Source organism: Corynebacterium sp. UMB4614 (assembly GCF_030217065.1).
Taxonomy (GTDB): domain Bacteria; phylum Actinomycetota; class Actinomycetes; order Mycobacteriales; family Mycobacteriaceae; genus Corynebacterium.
The window spans coordinates 60,709-85,732 of the sequence record NZ_JASONC010000008.1 but is presented as its reverse complement, the minus strand read 5'-3'; the positions used below and the strand labels follow the sequence as shown (position 1 = coordinate 85,732).

Sequence of the window (25,024 nt, the reverse complement as noted above, 5' to 3'; positions counted from 1 at the left end):
TCCTCCGGAGAGTGCGGCCTGACAGGAATGGGGGTTTAGAAAGTTATCGCGAAATAGCTGTGACGCCCGCCACTTTGCGTAACCTTGGGTCATGGCACAGAACTCACCAAAGACCAAGCAGCTTGGAGCCGACATCGCCCGTCGCTCCAAGGCCCCCAACACCCTGCCGACCACCCCGAACCCGGCGATCCTCCCGGAGCTCACGCGGGCTCTCGACGGCCAGTTCGGCGAGGCACGCGACGCCATCCGCGAGATGCTCAAGGACGATCAGTTCCGGCCCGCGGTGGGGCTGAGCCTGGAGGAGGCCCGCGCCCGCACTACCGCCCAGCTGCAGTCGGTGCTGGACTCCGGCCTGCCGCATGGCGCATTCCGCGAGGAGCAGGGCGGCACCGGGGAGACCGGCGCTACCCTGGCCAGCATCGAGATGCTCGGCATGGCAGATCTCTCCCTGATGGTGAAGTCCGGCGTGCAGTGGGGGCTGTTCGGCGGCGCGGTCGGCAACCTCGGCACCGAACGCCACCACGAGCTGGTCAAGGACCTGATTGAGCTGCGGGCGCTGGGCTGCTTCGCAATGACGGAGCGCGGCCACGGCTCCGACGTCCAGAACCTCGAGACCACCGCGACCTACGACCCGGAGACCCAGGAGTTCGTCATCAACTCCCCCACCGCGTCCTCGGAGAAGTGGTACATCGGCAACGCCGCCCGTGACGGCCGTTTCGCCGCGGTCTTCGCACAGCTCTACACCCCGGGTGTGGAGGAGTCGCACGGTGTGCACTGCCTCGTCGCCCGCATCCGCGAGGACGACGGCTCCCCGGTCGAGGGCGTGCGCCTGGGCGATCACGGCTACAAGGGCGGGCTGCCCGGCGTGGACAACGGAACCCTGGTCTTCGAGAACTACCGCGTGCCGCGCGAGAATCTGCTCAACCGCTTCGCCGACGTGGACGAGGAAGGCAACTACAGCTCCCCAATCGAGAACCCGAACCGCCGCTTCTTCACGATGCTCGGCGCGCTGGTTCGCGGGCGCGTGACGGTGGGTGCCGCCGCCGGCGCCGCGGCCCGCACTGCCCTGGACATCGGGGTGCGCTACGCCAACCTGCGCAAGCAGTTCGCGCCCAGCGATGACCTGCCGGAAAACACCCTCATCCAGCACCGCAAGCACCGGCTGCGCCTCATCCCCCGGGTGGCGCGCGCCTACGCACTGCAGCTGGCGACGAATGAGCTGATCTCCGGGCTGCACGACCTCGAGGCACGCGGCGTCGACCCCGTGAACGCCACGAAGGAGGAGCAGGCCGACCAGCGCGAGCTCGAGGCGCACGCCGCCGCCCTGAAGGCTGCAAATACCGCGCACGCCACCGACACCATCCAGGAGATGCGCGAGGCCTGCGGCGGCTACGGCTACATGGCCGAGAACCTGCTGACCAGTCTGAAGGCAGACTCGGATATCTTCACCACCTTCGAGGGCGACAACGTGGTGATGATGCAGCTGGCCGGGAAGGAGCTGATGACCGGCTTCTCCAAGGAGATCGGCAGCTTCAACCCGCTGGAGATGGTCCGCTTCGGGCTGGATAATTTCTCCACCCTGCTGCGCCGCCGCACCGCCGCGGATGCCCTGGTCCAGAACCTGAAGGACACCTTCTCCGACAGCGAAGAGGCCACCCTCTTCGACCCGGGTAGCCAGCTGCGCTTGGTGTCGGAGCGGGAGCGTCGCCTCATGGTATCCCTGGGCCGCCGCCTGCGCGTGGCCAAGGACATGCCGGTGGAGAAGGCCGCGAAGGTCGTCGACCGGGCACAGGACCACCTGCTGGAGGTCGCGTGGGCCCACGTGGACCGCATCCTCCTCGAGGCCATGCTGGAGGCGGAAGCGACGCTGACCAGTGACACGGCCCGCGATGTGATGGAGCAGGTCCGCGACGTTTATTTCCTGGACCTCATCGTCCGCAACGGCAGCTGGTACCTGGAGCAGAACCTGCTCACGGGCACCCGCACCAAGGCGGCACGTGCCGCGCTCAACGACCTGGTGGACTCCCTGGGCCCCTGGTCGGAACTGCTGGTGGACGCCTTCGGGGTGCCATCGGAGATCACCTCCGTAAACCTCATGCAGCGCTATGAGGACATGGTGACCAAGGCCGAGTCCGACCCGGCGGTCGGCCAGCCAGGCCGCTGGCGGGAGGACTAACTCCAGCGCTGCGGGGGAGGCCGCGCGGCTGGGTTCGCACAGCAGGAAAATCGCCCCAGCGGGTGGAAAATACTGGTCGCGCGGCCGCATCCACCCTGCAAACTTCGCGCACAACCCGCGCGCTAGACTCGACTGAGTGACAGTTTCGGGAGATCAGAATAGGCAGGACCCGCCAGCAGCGGGCAAAAGTTCAGTCGACCGTATCTTCGGCACGGATGCTGATTCCTTCGGCGTCCGCGCCCTCCCCGACGCCCCCTCCCCGCCCTCGATGCGGGCGATGCTGCTGACTTTCAACTCCTTCCGCCACCACATTCCCCGCGCCACCCGCGCGGCGCTGGCGATCCTGATCCCGGGCATCATCGGCTACCTTTTGGGTTTCGGCTCCGAGCTACTGCTCGTCTCCGCGGGTGCTGTGCTCCTCATCAACGGTGAGAACAAGCCCTACCGCGAACGCTGGAAGTCCCTGCTGCGCTATGGGCTGCTTTTCACCAGCCTGACCTTGGGCTTCCGCCTGCTCGGCATCTGGAGCCACTCCCACGGCCAGATGGACTTCTCCGAGGGGATCGGCGGGGTCATCGCCAACCCGCGCGGCGCGCTCATCGCCTACCTACCGCTGATGCTCTTCCTCGCCGTCTGCGTGGTCTGCGTCTACGTGACGATGTGTCTACGGCTCACCCCGCCGGGGCCGTATCTGATGCTCTTCGTCACCGGCGGGCTGATGGTCAACAAGATTTCCATCTCCCTCTCCGCCACCCTGATCTGGTCGATCATCGGCGCGGTCTCCGGGTTCATCATCAGCATGTCCGGCTGGCTGGTCGATAAGCACGGCCCGGAACGCAAGGCGGTGGAGGACGCCGAGGCTGCCGTCGCCGACTACCTGGAGGCCCGGACCAAGGAAGCACCAGCCGAGTACGAATCGCTCAAGCTCACTGCCGCCGGCGCGATCCACCGCGCCTGGTCGATGCTGGCCCACGCGGGCGCCATTCACGGCGGAGCGATCACCCCTGAAGCCCGGGGCACCAAGAGCGAGGAGCTCGTGCACCGCATGCTCAGCGCGCAACACCGCTGGGCCACCGCCGACCCGGACGCCCAGGCACAGCGCCACTCCCCCTCCGACCGGCGCACCATCCCGCTCGCCTCCCCCGGCGCGTGGGCCAAGCTGAAGCGGCAGTGGCACCGCGACTCCCACCCGATGGTCACCGCTCAGCGCGTCGCGCTCGCGGGCCTGGGCGTATCCATCCTCTCCACGGTGCTGGGTCTGGGACGGCCGGACTGGGCGATCACCTCCGTGATGCTGCTGCTCGGCCAGGGGCCCTACCGCATGGCGGGTACGGTGCGTTGCATCCACCGCATCGCGGGCTCCGTCATCGGCATCCTGCTGTACCTGGCCTTCTACCAGCTGCACCCGGGCATCCTGATGGACCTCATCGGCCTGGCCGTGGCCATGGCCTGCACGGAGCTTTTCATCGCCGCGAACTACGGACTGGCGATGGTCTTCACCGCCCCGCTGGGACTCATGATGGCTGGCCTGGGCAGCGCCCCCATCGGCCAGACGGCGATGGACCGTGGCGCGGAGCTGGTGATTGCCTCCCTGCTCTCCGTCCTGGCCATCTGGCTTTTCCGCCCCAATAACCTCCAGAACACCGCCGAGCTCAACTACGCGTACCTGCTGACGTCGATAAAGAAGATGATCGCCAGCCTACGAACCAGCCCGATCGACGACGCCATCCTGGATCGCCGCGAGCTGCGCTACGAGCTCAACGAGTCGCGTGCGGTGACGAATGCGTGCGCCAACGAGTCCTATGAGTGGCGGCAGGAACAGTGGGACCACCACGCCGCCGCACAGCTGGTCGCCCACGAGGTGCTGCGGGTGGGGGCCACGGCCGCGCACTCCGACCTGGACAAGGTCCCGGGCGGCGACGTCGAGAAGCTGGCCGCGCTGTACGGCAAACTCGCCCCGGCTAGCGTGTAGCGCGCGCCTTCATAATGGCCGTGAGGGTCGCGACCGCGCAGAAGGTCCAGGTGCAGCACAACGCGATGAGGCTGCCGGTGCCCACCACCTGCGGGATCACCTGCCACGGACCGGACATGGTCTCCGCCATCATGGCCGCGCCCAGCGCCACGGTGCCGATCGGGAAGGTCAAGGCCCACCAGCCCGGGGTGAAGTTCATGCGCTCCCGGAAACCGTAGATCGTGCGGATCACCGCGAAAGCCACCACGGGAATGCCGATGACCAGCGCCACCCAGCCATAGGCGTGGGCGAGCCAGGTGACCGCGGGGGTCGCCGAAGGCAGCATCACGAACTCCGCCTGGGCAGCGATGGACTGGGCAGCGGCGGTGGACTGACCGACCACGCCCAGCGGAATCCAAGTGGAGATGGAGGCGTCCACCGGCAGCGGGTGATAGAAGAAGTGGCTGCGATAGGCCAGCGTGAACAGCAAAACGGCGAAGAACAGCGCCAGAAAGAAGAACGCGGTCACCGCCAGCACCAGGACCACCGTGAGCTGCTCGGAAGCGACGTCGTCGACAAGGCTCGCGCCCGTCGTGGCGGAGACCATCGGCGGGACGACCGCCAGCCCCCAAGCCGGGACGGGGTGGTTGGCCCCCTTCTCCATGAGCCGCAGTGCGACCCGGAAGGTGGTGAACAGGCCGATGAAGGTGCCGATCAGCCAGAGTGTGGCGGACACGGCGATAACCCAGTCGGCGGGGGCGGAGTCCGTCAACCCGGCGCGGTGAGCAGCCGCAGTCCCGAAGGGCAGCAGCGGGCCGACGTTGTGGATCGCCGAGCCCGTCGCGGTCATGCCCATGGAGACGGTGCCCCAGGTCGGGAGGATCGACATGTCCCGCCAGGTGTTCGCGAACATCCCGGGGTTGCGGCGAGCGTTGACCGTGAAGCCGGCCCCCAGGCCGATGAGCAGGACGAATGCGAGGAACATCAGCGCCGTTGCCGGGTACAGGAGCCAGCCATGATCCGGGACCTGGCGACCGAGCAGGGAGGACAGGATGGCCGTACCCATGACCGAGGGGAACCACACCGGGCTGGCGGGCGGCAGTGCGCTGGGCCAGATAGACGTCATGGGCATAGTGTAGTGGTGAAATGCGAAACGGCCACTACCGCTTGCGCTGGTAGTGACCGTTTTTAGGTGAGCCGCCTGCGAGAATCGAACTCGCGACCTTTTCATTACGAGTGAAACGCTCTGCCGACTGAGCTAAGGCGGCGCGCAAAAACCCAGAGCCTAAAGCTCAAGCATTCTTACGGAGGATCATCGTAGCGGACAGCAGCGCGAAGACACAAAACCGAGCGAGCTAGCTCACCCGGCACGCTTCCCGCAGCGCACCGCCCAGCGCGTCGAGCGCAACCTCCGGTTTCACATTCATCCCCAGGGTCTCCCGGCAGGTCGACACCGCGTCGATACAGCGGACCAGCGCTTCCGGGGAGTTCCGACGCGCGAGCTCCCCCGAGGTAGCGCGCATATCCGGGTGTTGGAACCCACCCACGGGCTGCAGACCATGGGCCGCGGCCGCGGTGACGTCGGTGCCATCTGCAGCCCCCTCGGCGGCATCAGCCGAAGCACCCACCGGTTCCACCGCACCTGCTGCCTGCAGCATCGCGTCGCGGTACAGTCCCACGACGTCGATCAAGGCCAGATCCAGGGCGTCGCGCACCATCCGGGTGCGGCGGTTCTTCTGCTCCCGCTCCAGTTCCTTCATCTGCCCCGCCGAACCACGCTGCGCCTTGGCAGCACCACGGCCCTTCGCCCCCACGCCCAGGGACTCCTCCAGAGCCTCGCGTTCCTTCGCCTCGACCGCCTCCACCTGGGCGGCGACCTCCTCGGTCGCCTTCGCCACCAGCTGGGAGGTGAAGCTGAACAGGCGCGCGCCCTCGTAGACCATCTGCGGCAGCTTCAGCGCCGTCGCCCGCTTCGTGCGCGCGGCCTCGTCGCGGGCCAGGTGCCGGGCTCGGCCAATGTGTCCACCGGAAACCCCAGCGGCCCATCGCGCCTGCTCCTGCGTAATGCCCAGGGAGGCGTCCTGAAGAAGAACATCCTCCACCTGCTGCGGCGACGGGGTCGGAATGTAGACGTGGCGGCAGCGGGAACGCAGCGTGATCGAGATGTCCTGCGGGTCGGTGGACGGGGCGCAGAGCACAAACACGGTGTGCGCGGGTGGCTCCTCCACGGACTTCAGCAGCGCATTCGAACCGGCCTCGTTGAGGCGATCGGCGTCCTCGACCACGACGACCCGCCACCGGGAGACGGTGGGCATCGACGCGGCGGAACTGATGACCTCCCGGACGTCCTCGACGGGGATGACGGAGCCGGTCGTCGCGATCCACACGATGTCCGGGTGCGTGCCGGCGGCCGCGGACTGGCACTGTTCGCACACCCCGCAGCCCCCATTCGGGCACACCAACCCCGTGGCGAAGGCTTTGGCCGCGATCGAGCGACCCGAACCGGGCGGGCCGGTGAATAGCCAGGAGTGCGTCATCGCCTGCGGGTTCGCCACCGCACCCGCGAGCAGCTCCCGAACCGGCTGGGCGGTGATCTTGCGCCACACGCCACCGCCGGCCAGGGGGTCGAATCCAGAGCTATCCACGTTCACGAAGCACAGTCTAGCCCCCGCTGTAGACGGGTTCGATAATGTAATAGCCATGCAACAATTCGCGCGCTACTTGAAATGGGTCTGGGGCACCTACTGGCCCTTGTATGCCGCGATGATTCTGATGACGAACGTGGTCGGCGCGATCGCCGTCGCGACCTTCCTGCGCTTCCTCATCCCGCTGCGCGGTGCGCGCGAGCTGACCAGCCCAAACACCGTCACCTCGATTGCGTATTTGAGTTATTTCATCTTCGCGATCGTGGCTGGCGTGGTGTTCACGCTGGTCTTCTTCGCCCCCGTGCTGCGCTGGCAACGCAACCCCGATGCCTATGACCCCAACATGATCCGGCATCTGGTGCTGCGCATCCCCTTCCTGCAGTCCGTGACGGGCGCGGTGCTGTGGGCCATCGGCGTGGCGATCTTCACCATCGTGGCCGCGCAGTACTCCTCGCGGTGGGCGATCACCGTTGCCGTGACCGCAGTGCTGGGTGGGTTGATGGTGACGTTGATGACGTACATGGAGGCCGAACGGCTGGTCCGCCCCGTCGCCGCCCGCGCCCTTGAGCAGGGTTCCCTGGAGCAGTCCGACCTCTCCCCGATGTCCACCCGCCTCATGGCCACCTGGGTGCTGACCAACGCGGTGCCGGTGCTGGGCATCCTGCTGCTGATTTTCGCGCAGGCCCGGAGCTTCTTCGACGGCTCGATGGAGGATCTGATCCCCGCGCTCGTGGCCCTAGCTGCCACCGCCCTGGTCACCGGTTTCCTGGGCGCGCGGTTGAGCGCGATGAGCGTGGTGGACCCGGTGCGCGAGCTGCAGTTCGCCATCAACCAGGTGCGCCGCGGGAACCTGGAAACCACGGTGCGCATCTACGATTCCTCCGAGATCGGCGTGGTGCAGGCTGGGTTCAACGAGATGATGCGCGGCCTGCAGGAGCGCCAGCAGGTCTCGGACCTTTTCGGCCGATACGTGGGCACGGAGGTCGCCCGCCGCGCGCTGGAGGAGGACCCGGAGCTGGGCGGCGAGTCCCGCGACGTCGCGGTGCTGTTCGTGGACGTCATCGGCTCCACTGGCTTCGCCACGCAGCGTTCCCCGGAGCACGTGGTCTCCGCGCTCAACGAGTTCTTCGACCGCGTCGTGGAGGTCGTCCACGAGCACAAGGGAATCATCAATAAGTTCCAGGGCGACGCCGCACTCGCCGTCTTCGGCGCCCCGCTGCCCCTTGAGGACGCCGCTGGTCACGCGCTGGCTGCCGCCCGGGAGATGCACTCGAAGCTCACGGATCTGGAATTCGAGGCGGGCGTTGGCGTGGCTGCGGGCTCGGTCGTCGCCGGTCACATCGGCGCGAAGGACCGCTTCGAGTACACCGTCATCGGCGACGCCGTGAACCAGGCCTCCCGGCTGACCGACCTAGCGAAGGACACCCCGGGTCGAGTGCTGACGAGTGCGGCGACGGTGCGGCTGGCTAATGAGGCCGAGCAGCGTCGCTGGACGATGCTGAAGTCTGTGGAGCTGCGCGGCCGCCGCCAGATGACGCAGCTGGCCCGCCCGGTGCGCGCCACTCTCGCGGACCGCCACTAGGCGGCAGACTGGTTGCTTGGCGGCGGGCTTTAAATCTTCTTGACTGCTGCGAGGGGGCATCTTCTCACTCATCTTCGTACTTACTTCTCACTGTACGAAGATGAGTACGAAGTTATGTGAGAAGTTCATGCCTGAGCCAGCAGCCACAACGCACAGCAGAAAGCCCGGGTGGCGGCTCCTACTGGGAGCTACCACCCGGGCCTAGCACTACTTAAGCCCTAGACTTAGGTGCCCTAGCACCGCTTGAGGCCTAAGCCTTCTTGGCCGCTTTCTTCGCGGTCTTCTTCGCGGTCTTCTTGGTGCTACGCTTCGTCGCCTTCTTAGCTGCCTTCTTTGCAGTCTTCTTCGTGCTCTTACGGGTGGACTTCGCCGGCCCGGCGGCAGCCTTCTCGGCGTCCTTCGCCCGGCGTTCCGAAAGCAGCTCATTGGCCCGCGCGTCCGTCAGGGTCTCCGGGGTGTCCCCACGGCGCAGCGACGCATTGGTCGTGCCATCGGTGACATAAGGCCCGAATCGACCCTCCTTGACGGACATCGGCTTGCCGGAGACGTCGTTGTCCCCCAGACGCTTCAACGGCGGCTTCGCGGCAGCGCGGCCGCGACGCTTCGGCTCCGCGTAGATGCGACGCGCCTCGTCGAGCGTGATGGTGAACAGCTCCTCCTCGCTGCCCAGGGAGCGCGAGTCCGAGCCCTTCTTCAGGTACGGGCCATAGCGGCCGTTCTGCGCGGTGATGACCTCCCCGTCGGCGGGGTCCACGCCGACCTCGCGAGGCAGGCTCATCAGCTTCAGCGCATCCTCGAGGGTGACGGTGGCCGGCTCCATGCTGGCGAACAGCGAAGCCGTCTTCGGCTTCAGCGTCTCGTCGAGGATCTCCTTGATCCGCTTGGCCTTCTTATTCGCGAAGGTCTTGGTCTCGCGCGACAGGGGCTTCTTGCCCTCCTTCGCGCGCTCGGCGTCCTCCTCATCGCGCTCGGCGAGGAAGACCTTCTCCGCCTTCGCGGTGACCTCGGCCTCCTCATCCTCACCCAGCACCTCGGTGACGTACGGGCCGAAGCGACCCTCGCGGGCCACGATCATCCGCCCGTTCTCCGGGTTGCGGCCCAGCTCGCGGCCGGACTGCGGGGTGGCGAAGAGCTTCTCGGCGACCTCCAGGGTCAGCTCGTCCGGGGTCATGGACTCCGGCAGGTTAGCGCGCTGCGCTTCCTCCTCGCCCTTATCGTTCTTCACCATGCGCTCGAGGTACGGACCGTAACGACCAACGCGGACGACGATCGGCACGCCGTTGGCGTCGTCGAAGAGGTGCAGGGAGTTCACGCGGCGGGCGTCGATGCTCTCCAGGTTCTGGGCGACCACATTCTTCAGGCCGTAGTTCTGGGAGCTGGTGCCACCGCCGAAGTAGAAGCCCTCCAGCCACTTCGTGCGGTCCTCGTTGCCCTCGGCGATGGCGTCGAGCTGGTCCTCCATCGCGGAGGTGAAGTCATAGTCCACCAGCGCGCCGAAGTTCTGCTCCAGCAGGCCAACGACCGCGAAGGCCACCCAGCTGGGGACCAGCGCATTGCCGCGGGGCAGGACGTAACCACGGTCCTGGATGGTGCGGATGATTGACGCGTAGGTCGACGGGCGCCCGATGCCGAGCTCCTCCATCTTCCGCACGAGGCTGGCCTCGGTATAACGGGCCGGCGGGGTCGTCGTGTGACCGTCCGCGGTGACGTCCTCTGCGGTGAGGAACACTCCCTCGGTGACCTGTGGGAGGCGCTTCTCCGCGTTATCGGCGACGTCCTTACCTTCCGCGGTGCGGGAAACCTCGACGTAGGCCTTCAGGAAGCCCGGGAAGGTGACGGTGCGGCCGGTGGCGGTGAACTCCACCTCGGTGCCCGCCTCCGGCTCACCGGACGTGCCCGCGATCGTGACCTTCATGGAGGTGCCGCGGGCGTCGGCCATCTGAGAGGCGACAGTGCGCTGCCAGATCAGCTCGTAGAGCTTGAACTCCTCGGCGTCCAGCTTCTGCGCGAGCTGGCCGGGGGTCTGGAAGCGCTCGCCAGCTGGGCGGATCGCCTCGTGGGCCTCCTGGGAGTTCTTCACCTTGCGGGTGTACTGGCGCGGACCGTCCGCCACGAACTGCTGGCCGTACAGCTGGGCGGCCTGCGCGCGGGCGGCGTTGATGCCGGCGGTGGACAGCGTCGTGGAGTCCGTACGCATATAAGTGATGTAGCCGTTTTCGTACAGGCGCTGCGCGATGCGCATCGTGCGCTCGGAGGTGAATCGCAGCTTCCGGCCGGCCTCCTGCTGCAGCGTAGAGGTCATGAACGGCGGGTACGGGCGGCGGGTGTAGGGCTTTTCCTCCACGTTTGCGACGTGCAGTTCCTCGCCCTTAATTCCGGACGCCAGCTGCTTGGCGCGCTGCTCGTCCAGGACCAGCGGGGTGCCGGACTTGCTGGACTTGAGGGTGGCGTCGTCCTTAAAGTCGCGACCCTGCGCGATGCGCTGACCGCCCACGGTGGCGAGTTTGGCCTGGAAGGACGCCGGATCACCGTCCAGTCGGGCGGCGGGGTCGATCGAGAGCTCGGCGGTCAGGTCCCAGTAGTCGGCGGCGCGGAAGGCCATGCGCTCGCGCTCGCGCTCGACGATCACGCGGGTGGCGACGGACTGCACACGCCCTGCGGACAGGCGCGGCATGACCTTCTTCCACAGCACCGGGGAGACCTCGTAGCCGTAAAGGCGGTCGAGCACGCGGCGGGACTCCTGGGCGTCCACGAGGTTGTAGTCCAGCTCGCGGGTGTTTTCCACGGCCTCGAGGATCGCGGACTTGGTGATCTCGTGGAAGACCATGCGGCGGACCGGGACCTTGGGCTTCAAGACCTCCAGCAGGTGCCAGGCGATGGCCTCGCCCTCACGGTCGGGGTCTGTCGCGAGCAGCAGCTCGTCGACCTGCTTGAGCTTGGCGCGCAGGTCGGCGACGCGCTTCTTCTTATCCGGGGAGACCACATAGAGGGCCTCGAAGCCCTTATCCACGTTCACGCCGAGGCGCGCCCACGGCTCCTTCTTATACTTCGCCGGAACGTCCGCGGCACCGTGTGGGAGGTCACGAATATGCCCAACTGAAGCCTCGACGATGTAATCGGGCCCCAGCATTGGGGCGATCTTCTTGGCCTTAGTTGCAGACTCGACAATGACTAAACGCTTCACGTGACCTCCGCATGGATTTGCTCCTTAGATTGCCACAATAGGCAAGTGATACCTGCTTAGTGGAAATCGGGCGGTGTGTTATCCCCACCTTTGAGGCAGCTCCCCACCCCTGCTGCAACCCCACCGGATGGTGAGAGAAGCCCGAAATAGGTTCTTGCTGCCGTTGGGGACTGAGGTTAGCGGGTGGTGCAGACACGGGGGTGAAGAAAAGCAAAAGGGGACGGTGGAAACCACCGCCCCGGGGCGTTTGCTCTTCGCTGTGCCTACTGCCTTGTCGGCAGCCGGCTGCAGCTCATACTCGCTGCTTACAGCGGCTGGACGTTCTGAGCCTGCGGGCCCTTCGCGCCTTCGCCGACCTCGAATTCGACCTTCTGATCCTCCTCCAGAGTGCGGAAGCCGCTGCTCTGGATCTCGGAGTAGTGGACGAAAAGGTCCGCGGAGCCATCTTCTGGGGCGATGAATCCATAGCCCTTCTCCGCGTTAAACCACTTCACAGTTCCCTGCGCCATTTTCAAACAACCTATCTTTCTTGGCGTACCAGCCCCGCCAACTTTCGGCGGAGCAGGGCCTTCACCGCCACATCAACGGTTGACACCGCGCATGGGATTGGGACCGTCCACCAGTGTGCCATGTTTCTTTCGCCACCGATAGGGGTTTTAGATGAACAATCGGTCGAACGCTTAATGCAGCGCCCCCGCAGACTCCGTGTCTGGCGGTCGGGCTAGACTGCCCTCATCATGGCTGAGCAGTCCACCACCCCCACCTCCGGCGCAGGCAGCGCGCCCACTTCACCCGGCGCGGGCAGTGCACCGAATTCACTCGGCGCCGAACTCATCGAGGACTTGCGCGCGGCCATGCCGGACTCCACCGTCACGCACGTCCGCCACGTCCCGGCGCGCTTGTCCACCCCCGCGGACTGGCCCGACTGGATTCTCCCTTCGCTCAGGGAGACGCTGCGCCGAGGCGGCGTCCTAAAACCCTGGTCCCACCAGGCCGAAACTGCTCAGCATGCGTGGGAGGGTAGGGACGTCATCGTCGCGACCGGGACCGCATCCGGAAAGTCGCTGGGCTACCAGCTGCCGATCCTCACCGCGCTGGCCGAGGACCCGACCGCCACTGCGGTATACCTGGCCCCGACGAAGGCACTGGCGCAGGACCAGATGCAGTCCCTGGCCCGGCTGTGCGCTGCCACCCCGGAGCTCGCGGACGTCATGGTCGCCACCTACGACGGCGACACCCCGCCCGAGGCCCGGCGCGCGATCCGGGAGCAGGCGCGGATCATCGTGACGAATCCGGACATGCTGCACGCCTCGATCCTCGGCAATCCGAAGCGGTGGACACGGCTGCTGAAAACCCTGCGCTACCTGGTGGTTGACGAGTGCCACGTCTACCGCGGGGTCTTCGGCGCGCACGTGGCGATGGTGCTGCGGCGGCTACTGCGGCTCGTTCCGGGGGCTGGTTCTTCCGGTTCGGGGCTGGCTGGGCCGTCGTCGGTGGCTGGCCCGTCGTCGGTGGCAGGCCCATCTTCAGTGGCTGGCTCGGAATCGAGGACGTCAGGCCCCACCGTCATCATGGCCTCCGCGACCAGTGTGGATCCCGCGGCTCATGCGCGTCGGCTGACCGGGCGGGTCGAAGTCGTGGCGGTGACAGAGGACGGCTCGCCGGCGGGTGAGCGCACGATCGCGTTGTGGGAACCCGGATTCCTGGAAGGCGTGGAGGGCGAGCACGGCGCGCCGGTGCGGCGCAGCGCTAACTCGGAAGCTGCGGAGGTCATGGCCCGGGTCATCGCCGCAGGCGCGCGAACCTTGAGCTTCGTCCGCTCCCGTCGCGGGGCGGAGATCGTGGCCCTGGCGGCCGCAGAGGAGCTCGGCGGGATGGGCCGGGCGGAGGATGCTGCGCGGGTGGCCGCCTACCGGGCCGGATACACCCCAGAGGACCGCCGCTACCTGGAAAAGGCCCTGGATGAAGGCGAGCTGCTGGGGGTAGCCGCAACCAACGCACTGGAGCTCGGAATCGACGTGGGCGGGTTGGATGCCGTCGTCGCCGCCGGATTCCCCGGCACCATCGCGAGCTTCCGGCAGCAGGCTGGGCGCGCGGGGCGGCGCGGGCAGGGGGCACTGGTGGTGCTGGTTGGGGCGGACGACCCGATGGATACTTACCTCATCCACCACCCGTCGGATCTGCTGGACCGGGAGGTGGAGAATACGGTCTTCGACCCGCACAATCCTTATGTTCTGGCTGATCACCTGGTGTGCGCGGCTGCGGAGCGCGCGCTGAGCGATGCGGAGATCGCGGCCTGGCACGGCGAAGCGGTGGCTGATCACCTGATCTCCCGCGGGGTGCTGCGGCGGCGGCCGCACGGGGTATTCGCGGACCTGCAGGCAGCGGAGCAGATCCACGCGCAGGTGTCGATCCGCGGCGGGGCGGCAGGTCAGGTGGCGATCGTGGAGTCGGAGTCGGGGCGCATGCTCGGCACGGTGGATGAGGCCCGCGCGGTCTCGGATGTCCACCCCGGCGCGGTGTATGTGCACCAGGGCGAGACGTACCTGGTGGATGACCTGGATCTTTCCGCAGGTGTGGCGTGGCTGCATCAAGCGAGCCCGGAGTACAGCACGCGGGTGAAGCGGGATACGGATATCCAGATTCTGCGCACCCGGGGCACCCGCCAGCTGGCGGACGGTGTGTGGTTGGCGGACCTGAATGTGGAGGTCTCGCACACCGTGACTGGTTTTACCAAGCGGCTGCCGGGCGGGGAAATCATCGATAACGTGCCGCTGGACTACCCGCCGGAGCGGCTGCGCACGCGGGCGGTGGCATACACGGTCGCGCCTGATGTGCTGCTTGACCTGGGACTTCCGGAGCCGACATGGCCAGGAACCTTGCATGCGGCGGAGCATGCGGCGATCGGTTTGTTGCCGCTGATCGCAACGTGCGACCGGTGGGATATCGGTGGGGTGTCGATCGTGCAGCACCCGGATACGGGGCTGCCCACGGTGTTCGTCTACGACGGCTATACCGGGGGGGCGGGGTTCGCGGAGAAGGGCTTCGCAGATTTCGGCCGGTGGATGGCTGCGACCGCGGAGGCTGTGGGGGCGTGCGAGTGCGAGTCCGGATGCCCGTCGTGCGTGCAGTCCCCGAAGTGTGGCAATGGCAATGACCCGCTGTTCAAAACGGGCGCACTGGAGCTGCTGCGCTTCCTCGCCGCTGCGACGGCGCAGGACTAGCGGGGCAGGACTAGCGGTGCGGGACTAGCGGGGCGGGGACTAGCGGTGCGGGACTAGCCGGCGCGCTGAACGCCCCATCGATACGTTTTGCAGAGTTTGATGCCGTTTTTCACCCGATTTCCGGCATCAAACTCTGCAAAACACGCTGAGGGAAGCGAGGGGAAGCCGGGGAGAAGCCGCAGACAGGCCTAGCGGGACGGCGCGGCCTACGCCAATCCCCACAACTCCCTCTGCGACCTGCCTAGCGCCCACGATGCACGGCGCCAGCGCTCCAGACCAGAGCGCGAGGGCGCAATGCAATGACACAGCGCGAAACCACCGGACATCGCGAACCTTTCAGCGAAACCGGCGAAGCAGACAGACCGGGGCAGCTACTGTGATGATCACCAAGTATTTTTGCGCCCGAAGCTAATGATCTAGAAGGAACGCCGATGCCCGCCTTTCCTCGCTCACTGAGCACTCGCACCCGCCGAACCACCGCCGCGCTGAGCGCCGCCACCCTGGCATTTGGGGTTCTTGCCGCTGGTAGCGGCGCTGCCACTGCTGCCCCTGGCTCCTCCACTGGCGGAGGCGGAAACCCGAACGCAGGCTCCTCCCAGGTCTTCGGTTCCATCGCGGACACGACTCCTCGCCCGCTGGTTAACCTCGGCGATCCGATGCGCGACCCAGCCCCGTACACCAAGCCCACCGCAGACTCCGGCCTCAAGTGGGACTCGGTTCCGGCAACCCCGGGCGAGCACATCGCCCAGGTCCCGCTCGATGAGTCGCTGCGCCTGGCCAATGCGGGCGCCCAGTACCGCGTCGCGCACTCCACCACTGACCAGCACGGAAAGGTCGTCGCCTCCACGGGCGCGATCTTCCTCCCCAAGGGCACCCCACCGGAGGGCGGCTGGCCGGTGCTCGCCTGGGCGCACGGCACGGTGGGGATGGACGACGTCTGCGCACCCAGCATCAACGACCGCGGCGAGCGCGATAGCGCGTACCTCAATCACTGGCTTTCCCAGGGCTATGCCATCGTCGCCACGGACTACGCGGGTCTCGGCACCCCGGGACTCATGAGCTACCTCAACTCGCAGGCCACCGCGGATTCCGTCGTTGACTCCGTGATCGCCGCCCACAAGGCCGATCTTTCGGCAGCACTCCCCGCAGAGAGCAAGGATCAGCCCGTGCTCTCCAAGAAGTGGGCCGTCATCGGCCAGTCCCAGGGCGGCGGCGCGGCACTGAACGTGGCACACGGTGCGACGTCCCGCTCCCAGCCAGCAGGCCTGGACTTCCGGGGCACCGTCGCCACCGGCGCGCCCGCTTATATCGAGGAGATCGTGCTCGCGGGCGGTCCCACCTTCCCGGCTATCCCGCTGCCAGCTGGCCTGAACAGCTACGCGCTGTACATCCTCGCCGGATTCCGCGAGGCCAACCCCGATATCGACGTGGACTCCGCACTCACCGAGGAGGGCCGCAAGATGGTCGATGCCTCCCTGAAGAGCTGCCTCCCCCAAACCGCGGATGCCGTCCGCGGCACCAACCTCGCCCGCGCGTTCAAGAAGCCGCTGCGGGACGTCCCCGGTCTGCCGGAGGCGCTGCGGACGTACATGGCGACCCCGACCACCGGTTACGACCGGCCGGTCTTCCTCGGCCACGGCCTGGCGGACATGGACGTCCCCACCCCCATCGGCCTCTCCCTGAACACGGAGATGTGGCTCAAGCAGTTCACCGGCAGCCCCCGCAATGCGCGCGTGGAGGTCCGCTGGTACCCGACGGACCACGGTGGCACGGTGCCGGCGTCCCAGGTTCACTCCACCCCGTTCCTGAAGTCCATCTTCGACGACGACGCCGCTGCCGGCCCCGTCGGCTCGCTCGGTTCCGCAGAGCCGTCGGGCACCCCCGCGAAGTCCTAGGCCGTAGCGCCGGCGCCCCGCCGCATCGATGCGTTTTGCAGAGTTTAATGCCGCTTTTCAGCCAATTTCCGGCATCAAACTCTGCAAAACACACTGAGGGGCGGTGCCCTTGGGGCCCCACGGGGCGCGGGGTTCCCGCGAGGGGCGTCGCGAGGATGTTGGGGGCGCGAGGTTCCCGCGGCCCCCACGAGGCTCACATCGGGCCTGCCACCGCCGAGGCGTGCCGCCCCTTCACTGAAACTTCCACGCCCACGGTGTCCGGCCCCTCCGGCCCCACCTGACAGCCCACCAGCTCCGCGGCATTCGCCTGCGCGAAGATCTCAGCAATCCCGCAAGAATCCGCGTCGCCGGCCACGTGCGCCTGCGCAGCAGACAGTGCCACCAAGTCGGCGGCCACCACCGCCCGCTGGTGCGCGTCTATCTGCCCGAATCCCAGCACGATCACCCCGCACAGGGCGATGAGCCCCAGGACGGAGCTAACTCCCGCTGCTGTCGGCATCAGGCTCCTCCAGGATCGATTCCTCCACGGTGACGTCGAACAGCGGGGCCTGCTTTGTCAGCCGCACCGTCACCTTGGACCACGGTGTTTCCCCCACGGGCGAGCGCGTGATCTCCACCGTCTCCCCCTCGCGGCCGGTGAGTTCGCCATCGTCCACCCCGAGGGCCGCCATGCGCGCAACATCCCGGGCGCTCGAGTGCGCCGCCATGCTGGTCGCTAGCGTGCTGAGCCCCGCGACCAGCAGGCCGACGGTCACAGCGATGGCGGTCAACACGGATGCCCCCTCCACCGTGTTCATCTACTTACCTTCGCTTAGGGCCCGCTCGAAGATGCCGCTGAGCGCGCTCTCCACTGCATCCGACGTCACCACCGTGTACAGCAGCGCTCCGAGCGCCGCGGCAGCCACGCACCCAAGCGCGTATTCAATCGTGCTCATCCCAGACTCGTCCTCGTACTGCGCCCTCGCAGCACCCCGAATCCACAGCTCCACGCGCTGAAACGCACTCAGCCCGCTGGACGGCTCCGCAACCACGATCTCCGGTTGCGCGGCATTGTTCTTGGTGTTCATGGTCATTGTTCTTTCCCTTTCGGTGTCATTTCCTCGGTGTCTTTTCTTTGGCGTTCTTGTGTCGCGTTGTGCGTATGCCTATTTCCCTCATGCCTTCATGCTTTGCCCTCGTTTTGATCCCCCTCCTTTTTGTTTTCGACGTCGCCCCCGCCGGCCTTAGAACCCCGCCAGCCCGATGACCAGTGGCACCAAACCGATGAGCACGAATGCCGGCAGGAAACACAGGGTCAGCGGTGCGGCGACAGCGATGAGCACGCGTTCCGCACCCGCCTCGACCTGGTTCAGGCTGTGCTGGCGGATGCGCCGAGCCTGGGCCTTTGCGCCTTCGGCCAGCCTGGTCCCGGCCCTGGTCTGCTGAAGCGCCTGGCGTGCCACGGGGCCGTAGTGCTCGTGGCTTTTCAGTGGCTCCCAGGCCGCCGGGCCTGCCCCCAGCTGGAGCAGCGGCTCGACATCGTGGGCCGGCCCCTCCCCTGGCCCGACCGCCACGCCCCATGCCTTAGCCACCGGCAGCCCCGCCGCCAGGGCCAGAGCAAAGACGTCCAGGTGCCGGGCCACCGCCAGGGCCTCCCCGGTGGGCCCGGCGCGCCGGCCCACCCCACCCAGCACCTTGGCGGTCAGCGCCTCGGTCCACAGCACGCCGGCGCAGGCGAGCATCGCCCCGACGAGCAGGAGCCCAAGCCCGATCACGCTGCCGAAGAGCGTGCCGCCGGGGTCCAGGCCCATGCTCTGGCCGATGCCCACCGCCCCCACCGGCATTGCGAGCAGCAACACTTCCGTGAGCCGGGCGCCGGCCATCGCCGCTGCGGTTTTCTCCTGCTGGGCGGAGTGCGCCTCCAGGTCCGCGACGATGCTGTCCGCCAGTGGTGCGAAGCTCATGCCCGTGCGCTCTGCGAGCTCCCATAGCTCGCAGAACTCCTCAACATCCTGGGCCACCAGCTCGGCAGGGCTAATCCCCTCTCCAACCGCACGCCTGTCACCCGCAGGGCGAATCTCTCCCCGGTTCCGCAGCGCCGCCGCGGGGCTTGCACCCAGGCGGACCTGCGCGGCAATGAGCACCAGCTGTCCGCCGAGCCGCGTTCCCGCCTCTCCGGGTTTTCCATCCGATCCGCCCTGTTCGTCCTCGCAATCCACGGCCGCAGATTCCACCGCGTCCACCACCCGAGCCCCGGCGGCGACCTCCCGGGCGCAGCTGTCTGCGAGATCCCGGAACAGCTCTAGCTGCCGGCGTTGGACCCGCCCGTCGCGGATCCGTACGCCCACCCGGTAGCCGGTGAACGCTCCCATCGAGGCCACGGCGGTCAGCGTCAACACGATCAACAAGGTCATGGCAGCTCCTCCCAACCGTCGCGGGGACGCCCGTGCCACACCGGCCGAAGCCGCAGCTCACGGGGCTTATGCTCTTCCGGCGCCGTTCCCGACGCTCCCGCTGCTAGCCCGCCTTTCACCTCTTCCTGTGCCCTCTCCGCCACCGCGATCGTGGCCACTTGCCGCCGCCCACCAGCTCGTTCCAGGTGAATAACCACGTCAATCCCGTCGGCAGCCTGCGCGTGCAGCGCCTGCGGGCTCATCCCCGCCATCGCCCCGAGCGCGGCCAGCCGCCCCGGCACCGCAGCCACCGAGTTGGCGTGCATCGTGCCGGCCGACCCGGCGTGCCCCGTATTCAGCGCAATCAATAGGTCCGCGACCTCCGCGCCACGGACCTCACCCACGACGATCCGGTCCGGCCTCATGCGCAGGCACTGTCGCAACAACAGCTGCATCCCGATCTCGCCCGCACCATCAGCGTTTCCTTCGCGCGCAGCCAGGGCCACGACGTGCGGATGGGTCGGCATGAGCTCCGGGGTATCCTCCACCACCACGATGCGCTCATGCTCAGGAACCTCGCCCAGCAGAGCGGCGAGCAAGGTCGTCTTCCCCGTACCCGTACCACCCGTGACCAGCAGATTCTTGCGCGCGAGCACGAGCCTGCGCAGCATGTCGCCCACTTCGGCGGGCATCATTCCTGCCTCGCAGAGATCCTCCAGCCTCAGGCGCCCCCTCGTCAGTGTCCGCAGGCTCACACACGCTCCACCTCGCGCTGGCGGCGAAAGCATCGCATGCACCCGCAGGGCCGCCGCTGGAATCCCGGGCGGCAGGTCGTCGATGATGCCGTCGGCGAATGGCCGCGCGTCGTCCAGCCGCACTCCGCACACTGCGGCGAGGCGAACCGCGAGTTCCCGCACCTCGGGAGGTGCGAGGCTCACCGGGGTGCGCTCGACGCCGTGCCCCCGATCAGCCCACACCGCACCGTCGGGATTGACCACCACATCGGTCACGCCTGGCTCCGCAAGCACCTCGGTCAACACGCCCAGGCCGGACAGTTCCCGCTGGATATCCTGCAGTTGCCGCACGGTATCCGGGATGTTTTTATACGACGCCGCCCCGGTCACCGCCTCCATCGCGCTCAGGATCTCGGCCTCGCTGGCCTGCCTGGCACCCTGCACTGCGAGCTGGTGGCGCACCTTATCCAGCAAAGAATGATCGGCGGCCACCGTTGTCGCAGCGCCCGGCTCCCCGGCTGAATCTGCCGCAGCCTCTCCCGGGATCAGGCGCAGCTTGTTGAGCCCGTCAGCAATCCACATCGCGTCCACTCCCCCACGCGCTCGCTCCCGGCAGGTGCCCCAAGATGCGCACGCCGAGCTGCAGGTCTTGGACGCTCGCCTCTCCCGCACACCCCTCCAGCGGTTCCGCGGCGATCGCCCCGTCCCACGGCGACAATTCCACTGGCTGCCTGCCCAGCATCTGCCGCAGCGCGATCGGAGTCTCCAGCCCCGCTTCCTCCCGTAGGACGCCCACCGCCGGCACATCCACTGCGTCCAGTTCCGCCAGGCGGCGGCCCAGCGCATGCACCCCCGCGACGGTCGGGCGAGTCACGCACACCACGAGGTCAGCAGCCCCGTTGCTCGCACTCACTCCGTCGTCCTCCGGCGCTGAAGCACCCTCCCGCACATCCGCCATCGGGTTCACTCGCCCGCGGTCCACCACCGCGACTCCTCTTAGGGGATAGTCCGCAGTTCCCGCTGTGGGGTGATCCAGCCCACGGTCCGTGTTGGGCTCCGGACGACCACCCGCAGCATCGAGCCGCTGCGAGCGGAACCTCAGTCCCGACCCGCCCGGCGCGACCGGCCATCCCTCTACTGGAATGCCCTCGCCGCCGCGCGCACCGAGGCCGCGCTCACCCAGCCGCCGCCCCGGCACGCCTTCCCAGCCACACAGCAGGTCGAGCCCCACCGAATCCGGATCGGCGTCCACCAGGCTCACCGGAGTGGCGTCCTGAGAAAGGCAGTGCGCCAGGGCCAGCGCGAGATGTACCGCGAGGCTGCTGGTGCCCGCCCCACCTTGGACGCCGTGGACGTGGATGCGGGGAGTGTCGATCACTCCCAGCTCCTCGGCAAGTTGCAGCGCCCCACCAGCGGTCACGGGCTCGCTCAAAGCGCCGAGCAGGGCGTCGTCGATGCGGCGCAGCCAGAGGTGTTGACCGTTCGGAAACTTAGACTCTGCTTCGTCCTGGCGTAGCTGCTCCCGCCCCGTCGCAGCGACGGCCATGGCGACGGCGTCGGCACTATCGTGGTCGGCCACGTCCACGATCACCGGCGTGCGCAGCATGCCCCGCAGCGCCTCAGCGTGCCGCGCTCGGTCTGATCGAAGTAGCTTGCTCCCCCATGCATTCATGGCTTCACTCTCACACGCGGGCACCGGGCACCGACAGGCCCGCGAACAGTCTGTGGATAGGCGTCCGCCGGGCCCGCTTTGCACCCCACTGCAGCCCCCAGGACCCGATTTTTCTGTGGATAACCCCGCCCGGCCACACCACCCGCTCCTCAGCCCACCGCGTCGCGCGCCCGCAACAGCCCACCAACGCTGTGAAAACTGTGGACTTTTGTGAATATTGATACCTAGAATTGATGCCGTGACGCCTCTACCCAGGATCAGTAACCGCATCGCGAGCCGCCGGACGGCCCCAGGTCGCACGGCCCGGCGCACGCTCGCGGTGTTCGACCTGGATAAAACCATCGTGGATACCAGCGCCTCCATGGCCTACGGCCGCCCGATGGCCAAGCGCGGGATCATCACCACGGGGGAAATGCTGCGCATCGGGGCGATGCTGTTCAGCTACATGATGACCACCCACACGGACGAGAACCTGGACGCCACCAAGGAAGCCCTGGCCTCCATGATCCGCAACCGCCCCGCGGCCTCCCTGCGCGCCATCGCGGAGGACGCGCTGCAGGAGGTGCTGATCCCTTACGTCTACGCCGAGGCCCGCGACTTCATCTTCGAGCACCACAAGTTGGGCCACGACGTCGCCATCATCACCGCATCCGCCCGCGTCCTGGTGGACCCCATCGCCCGCGAGCTCCAGGCGGACTATCTGATCGCCACCGAGCTCGAGGAGATCGACGGCACGTATACCGGCAAGGTCCTGCACTTCAACAAGGGCCAGGCGAAGGTGGACAAGCTGATGGAGCTCGTCGAACGCGGCGGCTACGACCTCTCCCGCAGCTACGCCTACACGGATTCCCACACCGACCTGCCGCTCCTTGAGGCGGTCGGCCACCCCTATGCGATCAACCCGGACCGCCAGCTGCGCAAGATCGCCCGCGAAAGGGACTGGCCGATCGAGTACTTCAGCAAGCCCGAGCCCCTCTTCAAGCCGGGCAAGGTCCTGGCAGGCGCGGGGACGCTCGCGCTCCTCGGTGCGGCCGCCACCGGCGTAGTCCTGTGGTTGCGCCAACGTGCTCAGGACGTCGGTTCCGCCAGCACCCCGCAGCTCCTGGCGCGCCTCATGCCGCGCCGCGCCTAGTAAAATCAGCACCCAGCTGACACCGGGGCGGCTACCGCTAACGCTTCTACTGCTTCGCGTCGGCGATGGACTTCGCCTCCAGCGAGCCCTCGGCCAGCCCCTCGGCGTGGAAGATGATCCATTCGGCCATCGCCTCCGAACCACCCTTCGCGAACGCCGCAGCCTTCGCGCGGTACTCATCGCGGTGGCGGTTCCACCACACCTCCGGCACGCCCAGCCCCCGCGGGTCCAGGCCGCCGGTGATGGTCGCCAGCCGGGAGCAGGCGCGGGCGGTGACCCCGTTGGCGTCGGCGAAGGGCTCCAGGGTGAGCAGCTCGCCGTGGATGATGGCGGAGAGCACCACAGAATTAACCTTCGTACCCCCGGCGATGAGGGAACCGAGCAGCTGCAGGCGGCCATCGGTGGCGCGCTTCGGACGTCCCGGCACGAGGAACTCCGCATTGTGGGCGGCCTTCGCGCGGAAGTTCTCATCCGACATCTGTGGGGAAGCCACCGCGTTGATCTTCGCGATCACCTGCAGCGGGGCGCGCTGCCAGGTGGTGCGGGTCTCCGCGATGCCGTCCGGGGCGAGCAGCTCCGCGGCGCGCAGGGAGCCAGCCAAGATCGGGTCCTCCACCTGGCCGTCCTCGGGCAGCCGCGGGGTGCCGCCGTCCAGCTGGGCGGAAGCACGCGCCCCGCGCAGCACGGACTCGGAGCCGGTGACGTCCCAGCCGCGCAGGTTGGCGGGGTGGCGGTGCGCGCGGGCGATGAAGTCGGAGGCCCGCTCGACGGCCTCGGGCACCCCGGGCAGCTCGGCGAGTGGGGCGAGGGGATCGGTAGTGAAACGACCTTCAGCAGACATGGCAACCACAATAATTCACCCCACCGCCCCACGCTGACCAATGGTCTGGCAAAATGGTGTGCAGTAATTTCTGCGCAGAATATTGACCGTTAATTGTCAGGAGTATCGATCATGAGCAATAAGAGCGAAGGCCTATTCACCGATAGCGATAGCTTTAACCCTCATGTCAACGCTATCCCGCTGTCCGACGTGGACACCCGCCCGAAGGGGCAGGGCAGCATCGGCGACCTGGTGAAGGACGCCACCGCACAAGCCTCCTCCCTCATCCGCTCCGAGGTGGAGCTCGCAAAGACCGAGATCGCACAGTCCGGCAAGAAGGTCGGCCTGGGCGTGGGCCTGTTCGCCGCGGCCGGCGTGATCATCGCCTACTCCTCCTTCTTCCTCTTCCTCGCCCTGGCGTGGCTGTTGGATCACTTCATGCCGCGCTCCCTGGCCTTCCTCGTGGTCTTCCTGATCATGGCTGTGCTCACCGCGATCCTGGCGCTGGTCGGCGTGAAGCAGCTCAAGGGCGCGAAGAAGCCGGAGAAGACCATCGACTCCCTGGGCGAGCTCAAGCAGCTGACCCCGGATAAGGAGCGCTACACCGAGGGCAACTCCGTGGCCACCAAGGAGCCGGGCCTGTTCACCTAGGCCCCACACGCGTAGCCTCCCGTGAGCACCCCCTCCCCGCACACCCCGCAGCACACGTTCGTGCATTCGCGGGGTGTGCGTTTGCATGTGCTGCTGCAGGGCCCGGTCAAGCCCGAGGGCTCAACCGAGCGGAACCCGCTGGTGCTGTTCATCCACGGCTTCGGTGGCGGCTACTTCGACTTCGAACCACTCTTCGCCCAGCTGGAGGGCGCCCCGCTGCGCCTGGCGGCCGTGGATCTTCGGGGTTACGGCCGCTCGGATAAGACGCCCCGCGGCTATGACCTGACGACCGCCGCCTCCGACATGGCCGGCGTGATCCGCCGCCTGGGCTACAGCAGCGCGCACGTCGTGGGCCACGGCTACGGCGGGCTCGTCGCCTGGACGATGGCCGCCCACGAGCCAGAGCGCATCGACCGGCTGGTTACGCTCTCTTCTGCCCACCCCACCGAGCAAGCGAAGTTCCTATTCTCTCGCCCGCTACAGCGCTGGCGGCACACGCGGGGCACCCTGTTTGCGCAGCTCCCCCGCCTCCCGGAACGCGCCTTGACCAAGGACGGCGCCGCCACGGCCGAGAAGATCTTCCGCACCGGCGTGGCACCGGGCTTCCGCGACACCCCCATCTACCGCGAGTTCGCCATCAAGCGCCGCGAAGCGATGCAGGTGGATAAGGTCGCACACCTGGCCAGCGAATACCGCCGCTGGGCGTTCCGCTCCCGGTTCCGCCCCGAGGGTCGGATCTTCGACCGCACGATCCCGCGCCGCATCGAGGCCCAGGTGTTGGCGATCGACGGGTCGATGGACCCGAACTACTCCCCCGAGCTCGCAGCCCGCTCACTGGAGCGCGGCGCGGCGGGCTCCCGGGCTGAGCTGATCTACGGCGTCGGCCACTACCCGCACATCGAGGACCCCATCACAGTCGCAGAACTGCTCCGCGCCGAGCTGCTCACCACCGACTAACCGCGCGCCTCAGCGGCTCAACAACACTT

General features: G+C 67.4%; 19 protein-coding genes and 1 tRNA gene. 8 read left to right on the top strand and 12 right to left on the bottom strand.

The features are described 5' to 3' along the window. Window positions 1–91: 91 nt before the first annotated feature. Together QP413_RS05260 and QP413_RS05255 are read left to right on the top strand one after the other, a co-directional pair. Entirely contained in the window at window positions 92–2,176 is a 2,085-nt protein-coding gene (locus QP413_RS05260; RefSeq protein ID WP_284780961.1) for an acyl-CoA dehydrogenase family protein, read from the top strand. Window positions 2,177–2,312: 136 nt separating this feature from the next. Further along, entirely contained in the window at window positions 2,313–4,148 is a 1,836-nt protein-coding gene (locus QP413_RS05255; protein ID WP_284780960.1) for an FUSC family protein, read from the top strand. Here the strand turns inward: QP413_RS05255 and QP413_RS05250 are convergent. From QP413_RS05250 to QP413_RS05240, 3 genes are all read right to left on the bottom strand, one after another. After that, window positions 4,138–5,253 (bottom strand): C4-dicarboxylate ABC transporter, encoded by a 1,116-nt coding sequence (locus QP413_RS05250; RefSeq protein WP_284780959.1) that lies wholly within the window; start codon window positions 5,251–5,253, stop codon window positions 4,138–4,140. The genes QP413_RS05255 and QP413_RS05250 overlap by 11 nt on opposite strands. Window positions 5,254–5,322: 69 nt before the next feature. Beyond that, window positions 5,323–5,395: transfer RNA gene (locus QP413_RS05245), tRNA-Thr, on the bottom strand. An 87-nt stretch (window positions 5,396–5,482) separates the two neighbouring features. After that, on the bottom strand, window positions 5,483–6,829 hold the full coding sequence (locus QP413_RS05240; protein WP_284780957.1) for a DNA polymerase III subunit delta': 1,347 nt from the start codon (window positions 6,827–6,829) through the stop codon (window positions 5,483–5,485). On the opposite strand from QP413_RS05240, the gene QP413_RS05235 reads away from it, so the two are divergent. Further along, window positions 6,828–8,354, top strand: a complete 1,527-nt coding sequence (locus tag QP413_RS05235) for an adenylate/guanylate cyclase domain-containing protein (RefSeq protein ID WP_284780956.1) — start codon at window positions 6,828–6,830, stop codon at window positions 8,352–8,354. The two genes, QP413_RS05240 and QP413_RS05235, sit on opposite strands and share 2 nt — an antisense overlap. A 250-nt stretch (window positions 8,355–8,604) precedes the next feature. Here QP413_RS05235 and topA read toward each other — a convergent pair whose 3' ends face one another. Together topA and QP413_RS05225 are read right to left on the bottom strand one after the other, a co-directional pair. Next, window positions 8,605–11,538 (bottom strand): type I DNA topoisomerase, encoded by a 2,934-nt coding sequence (gene topA / locus QP413_RS05230; protein WP_284780954.1) that lies wholly within the window; start codon window positions 11,536–11,538, stop codon window positions 8,605–8,607. A gap of 305 nt (window positions 11,539–11,843) precedes the next feature. After that, entirely contained in the window at window positions 11,844–12,047 is a 204-nt protein-coding gene (locus QP413_RS05225) for a cold-shock protein (protein ID WP_012361084.1), read from the bottom strand. Window positions 12,048–12,275: 228 nt separating this feature from the next. On the opposite strand from QP413_RS05225, the gene QP413_RS05220 reads away from it, so the two are divergent. Next, window positions 12,276–14,762 (top strand): DEAD/DEAH box helicase, encoded by a 2,487-nt coding sequence (locus tag QP413_RS05220; RefSeq protein ID WP_284780952.1) that lies wholly within the window; start codon window positions 12,276–12,278, stop codon window positions 14,760–14,762. Between the two features lie 431 nt (window positions 14,763–15,193). After that, entirely contained in the window at window positions 15,194–16,657 is a 1,464-nt protein-coding gene (locus tag QP413_RS05215; RefSeq protein ID WP_284780951.1) for a lipase family protein, read from the top strand. 193 nt (window positions 16,658–16,850) lie between these two features. On the opposite strand, the gene QP413_RS05210 is transcribed toward QP413_RS05215, so the two are convergent. The 6 genes from QP413_RS05210 to QP413_RS05185 all read right to left on the bottom strand — a co-directional run bounded on the left by QP413_RS05210 (window position 16,851) and on the right by QP413_RS05185 (window position 21,369). Continuing rightward, a complete protein-coding gene (locus QP413_RS05210; RefSeq protein ID WP_284780949.1) occupies window positions 16,851–17,156 on the bottom strand; it encodes a hypothetical protein in 306 nt (101 codons plus the stop codon). After that, window positions 17,134–17,454 (bottom strand): hypothetical protein, encoded by a 321-nt coding sequence (locus QP413_RS05205; RefSeq protein ID WP_012361088.1) that lies wholly within the window; start codon window positions 17,452–17,454, stop codon window positions 17,134–17,136. The genes QP413_RS05210 and QP413_RS05205 overlap by 23 nt, the downstream gene beginning before the upstream one ends. Continuing rightward, window positions 17,455–17,724, bottom strand: a complete 270-nt coding sequence (locus QP413_RS05200) for a DUF4244 domain-containing protein (RefSeq protein ID WP_284780972.1) — start codon at window positions 17,722–17,724, stop codon at window positions 17,455–17,457. 156 nt (window positions 17,725–17,880) lie between these two features. Further along, a complete protein-coding gene (locus tag QP413_RS05195; protein WP_284780947.1) occupies window positions 17,881–19,050 on the bottom strand; it encodes a hypothetical protein in 1,170 nt (389 codons plus the stop codon). Beyond that, window positions 19,047–20,345: a TadA family conjugal transfer-associated ATPase gene (locus QP413_RS05190; RefSeq protein WP_284780946.1), complete on the bottom strand. Its 1,299-nt coding sequence runs from the start codon at window positions 20,343–20,345 to the stop codon at window positions 19,047–19,049. Before QP413_RS05190 ends, QP413_RS05195 begins: the two co-directional genes overlap by 4 nt. Continuing rightward, window positions 20,332–21,369: a hypothetical protein gene (locus QP413_RS05185; RefSeq protein WP_284780945.1), complete on the bottom strand. Its 1,038-nt coding sequence runs from the start codon at window positions 21,367–21,369 to the stop codon at window positions 20,332–20,334. Before QP413_RS05185 ends, QP413_RS05190 begins: the two co-directional genes overlap by 14 nt. Before the next feature lie 304 nt (window positions 21,370–21,673). Between QP413_RS05185 and QP413_RS05180 the strand changes: the two genes are divergently transcribed. After that, window positions 21,674–22,567 (top strand): HAD family hydrolase, encoded by an 894-nt coding sequence (locus QP413_RS05180; RefSeq protein ID WP_284780943.1) that lies wholly within the window; start codon window positions 21,674–21,676, stop codon window positions 22,565–22,567. Between the two features lie 46 nt (window positions 22,568–22,613). On the opposite strand, the gene QP413_RS05175 is transcribed toward QP413_RS05180, so the two are convergent. Then, window positions 22,614–23,408, bottom strand: a complete 795-nt coding sequence (locus tag QP413_RS05175; protein ID WP_187440748.1) for an oxidoreductase — start codon at window positions 23,406–23,408, stop codon at window positions 22,614–22,616. A 111-nt stretch (window positions 23,409–23,519) separates the two neighbouring features. On the opposite strand from QP413_RS05175, the gene QP413_RS05170 reads away from it, so the two are divergent. Further along, window positions 23,520–24,038 (top strand): phage holin family protein, encoded by a 519-nt coding sequence (locus QP413_RS05170; protein ID WP_070760444.1) that lies wholly within the window; start codon window positions 23,520–23,522, stop codon window positions 24,036–24,038. 87 nt (window positions 24,039–24,125) lie between these two features. Then, window positions 24,126–24,995: an alpha/beta hydrolase gene (locus tag QP413_RS05165; RefSeq protein ID WP_284780971.1), complete on the top strand. Its 870-nt coding sequence runs from the start codon at window positions 24,126–24,128 to the stop codon at window positions 24,993–24,995. Window positions 24,996–25,024: the final 29 nt, after the last annotated feature.

What these genes read in the sequence shown, in the direction of transcription:
- QP413_RS05260 (WP_284780961.1), top strand. Translation starts at nt 92, where the DNA reads ATGGCACAGAACTCACCAAAGACCAAGCAGCTTGGAGCCGACATCGCC.
- QP413_RS05250 (WP_284780959.1), bottom strand. Translation starts at nt 5,253, where the DNA reads ATGACGTCTATCTGGCCCAGCGCACTGCCGCCCGCCAGCCCGGTGTGG.
- QP413_RS05235 (WP_284780956.1), top strand. Translation starts at nt 6,828, where the DNA reads ATGCAACAATTCGCGCGCTACTTGAAATGGGTCTGGGGCACCTACTGG.
- QP413_RS05240 (WP_284780957.1), bottom strand. Translation starts at nt 6,829, where the DNA reads ATGGCTATTACATTATCGAACCCGTCTACAGCGGGGGCTAGACTGTGC.
- QP413_RS05225 (WP_012361084.1), bottom strand. Translation starts at nt 12,047, where the DNA reads ATGGCGCAGGGAACTGTGAAGTGGTTTAACGCGGAGAAGGGCTATGGA.
- QP413_RS05220 (WP_284780952.1), top strand. Translation starts at nt 12,276, where the DNA reads ATGGCTGAGCAGTCCACCACCCCCACCTCCGGCGCAGGCAGCGCGCCC.
- QP413_RS05215 (WP_284780951.1), top strand. Translation starts at nt 15,194, where the DNA reads ATGCCCGCCTTTCCTCGCTCACTGAGCACTCGCACCCGCCGAACCACC.
- QP413_RS05210 (WP_284780949.1), bottom strand. Translation starts at nt 17,156, where the DNA reads ATGCCGACAGCAGCGGGAGTTAGCTCCGTCCTGGGGCTCATCGCCCTG.
- QP413_RS05205 (WP_012361088.1), bottom strand. Translation starts at nt 17,454, where the DNA reads ATGAACACGGTGGAGGGGGCATCCGTGTTGACCGCCATCGCTGTGACC.
- QP413_RS05200 (WP_284780972.1), bottom strand. Translation starts at nt 17,724, where the DNA reads ATGAACACCAAGAACAATGCCGCGCAACCGGAGATCGTGGTTGCGGAG.
- QP413_RS05195 (WP_284780947.1), bottom strand. Translation starts at nt 19,050, where the DNA reads ATGACCTTGTTGATCGTGTTGACGCTGACCGCCGTGGCCTCGATGGGA.
- QP413_RS05190 (WP_284780946.1), bottom strand. Translation starts at nt 20,345, where the DNA reads ATGTGGATTGCTGACGGGCTCAACAAGCTGCGCCTGATCCCGGGAGAG.
- QP413_RS05185 (WP_284780945.1), bottom strand. Translation starts at nt 21,369, where the DNA reads ATGCTGCGCACGCCGGTGATCGTGGACGTGGCCGACCACGATAGTGCC.
- QP413_RS05175 (WP_187440748.1), bottom strand. Translation starts at nt 23,408, where the DNA reads ATGTCTGCTGAAGGTCGTTTCACTACCGATCCCCTCGCCCCACTCGCC.
- QP413_RS05170 (WP_070760444.1), top strand. Translation starts at nt 23,520, where the DNA reads ATGAGCAATAAGAGCGAAGGCCTATTCACCGATAGCGATAGCTTTAAC.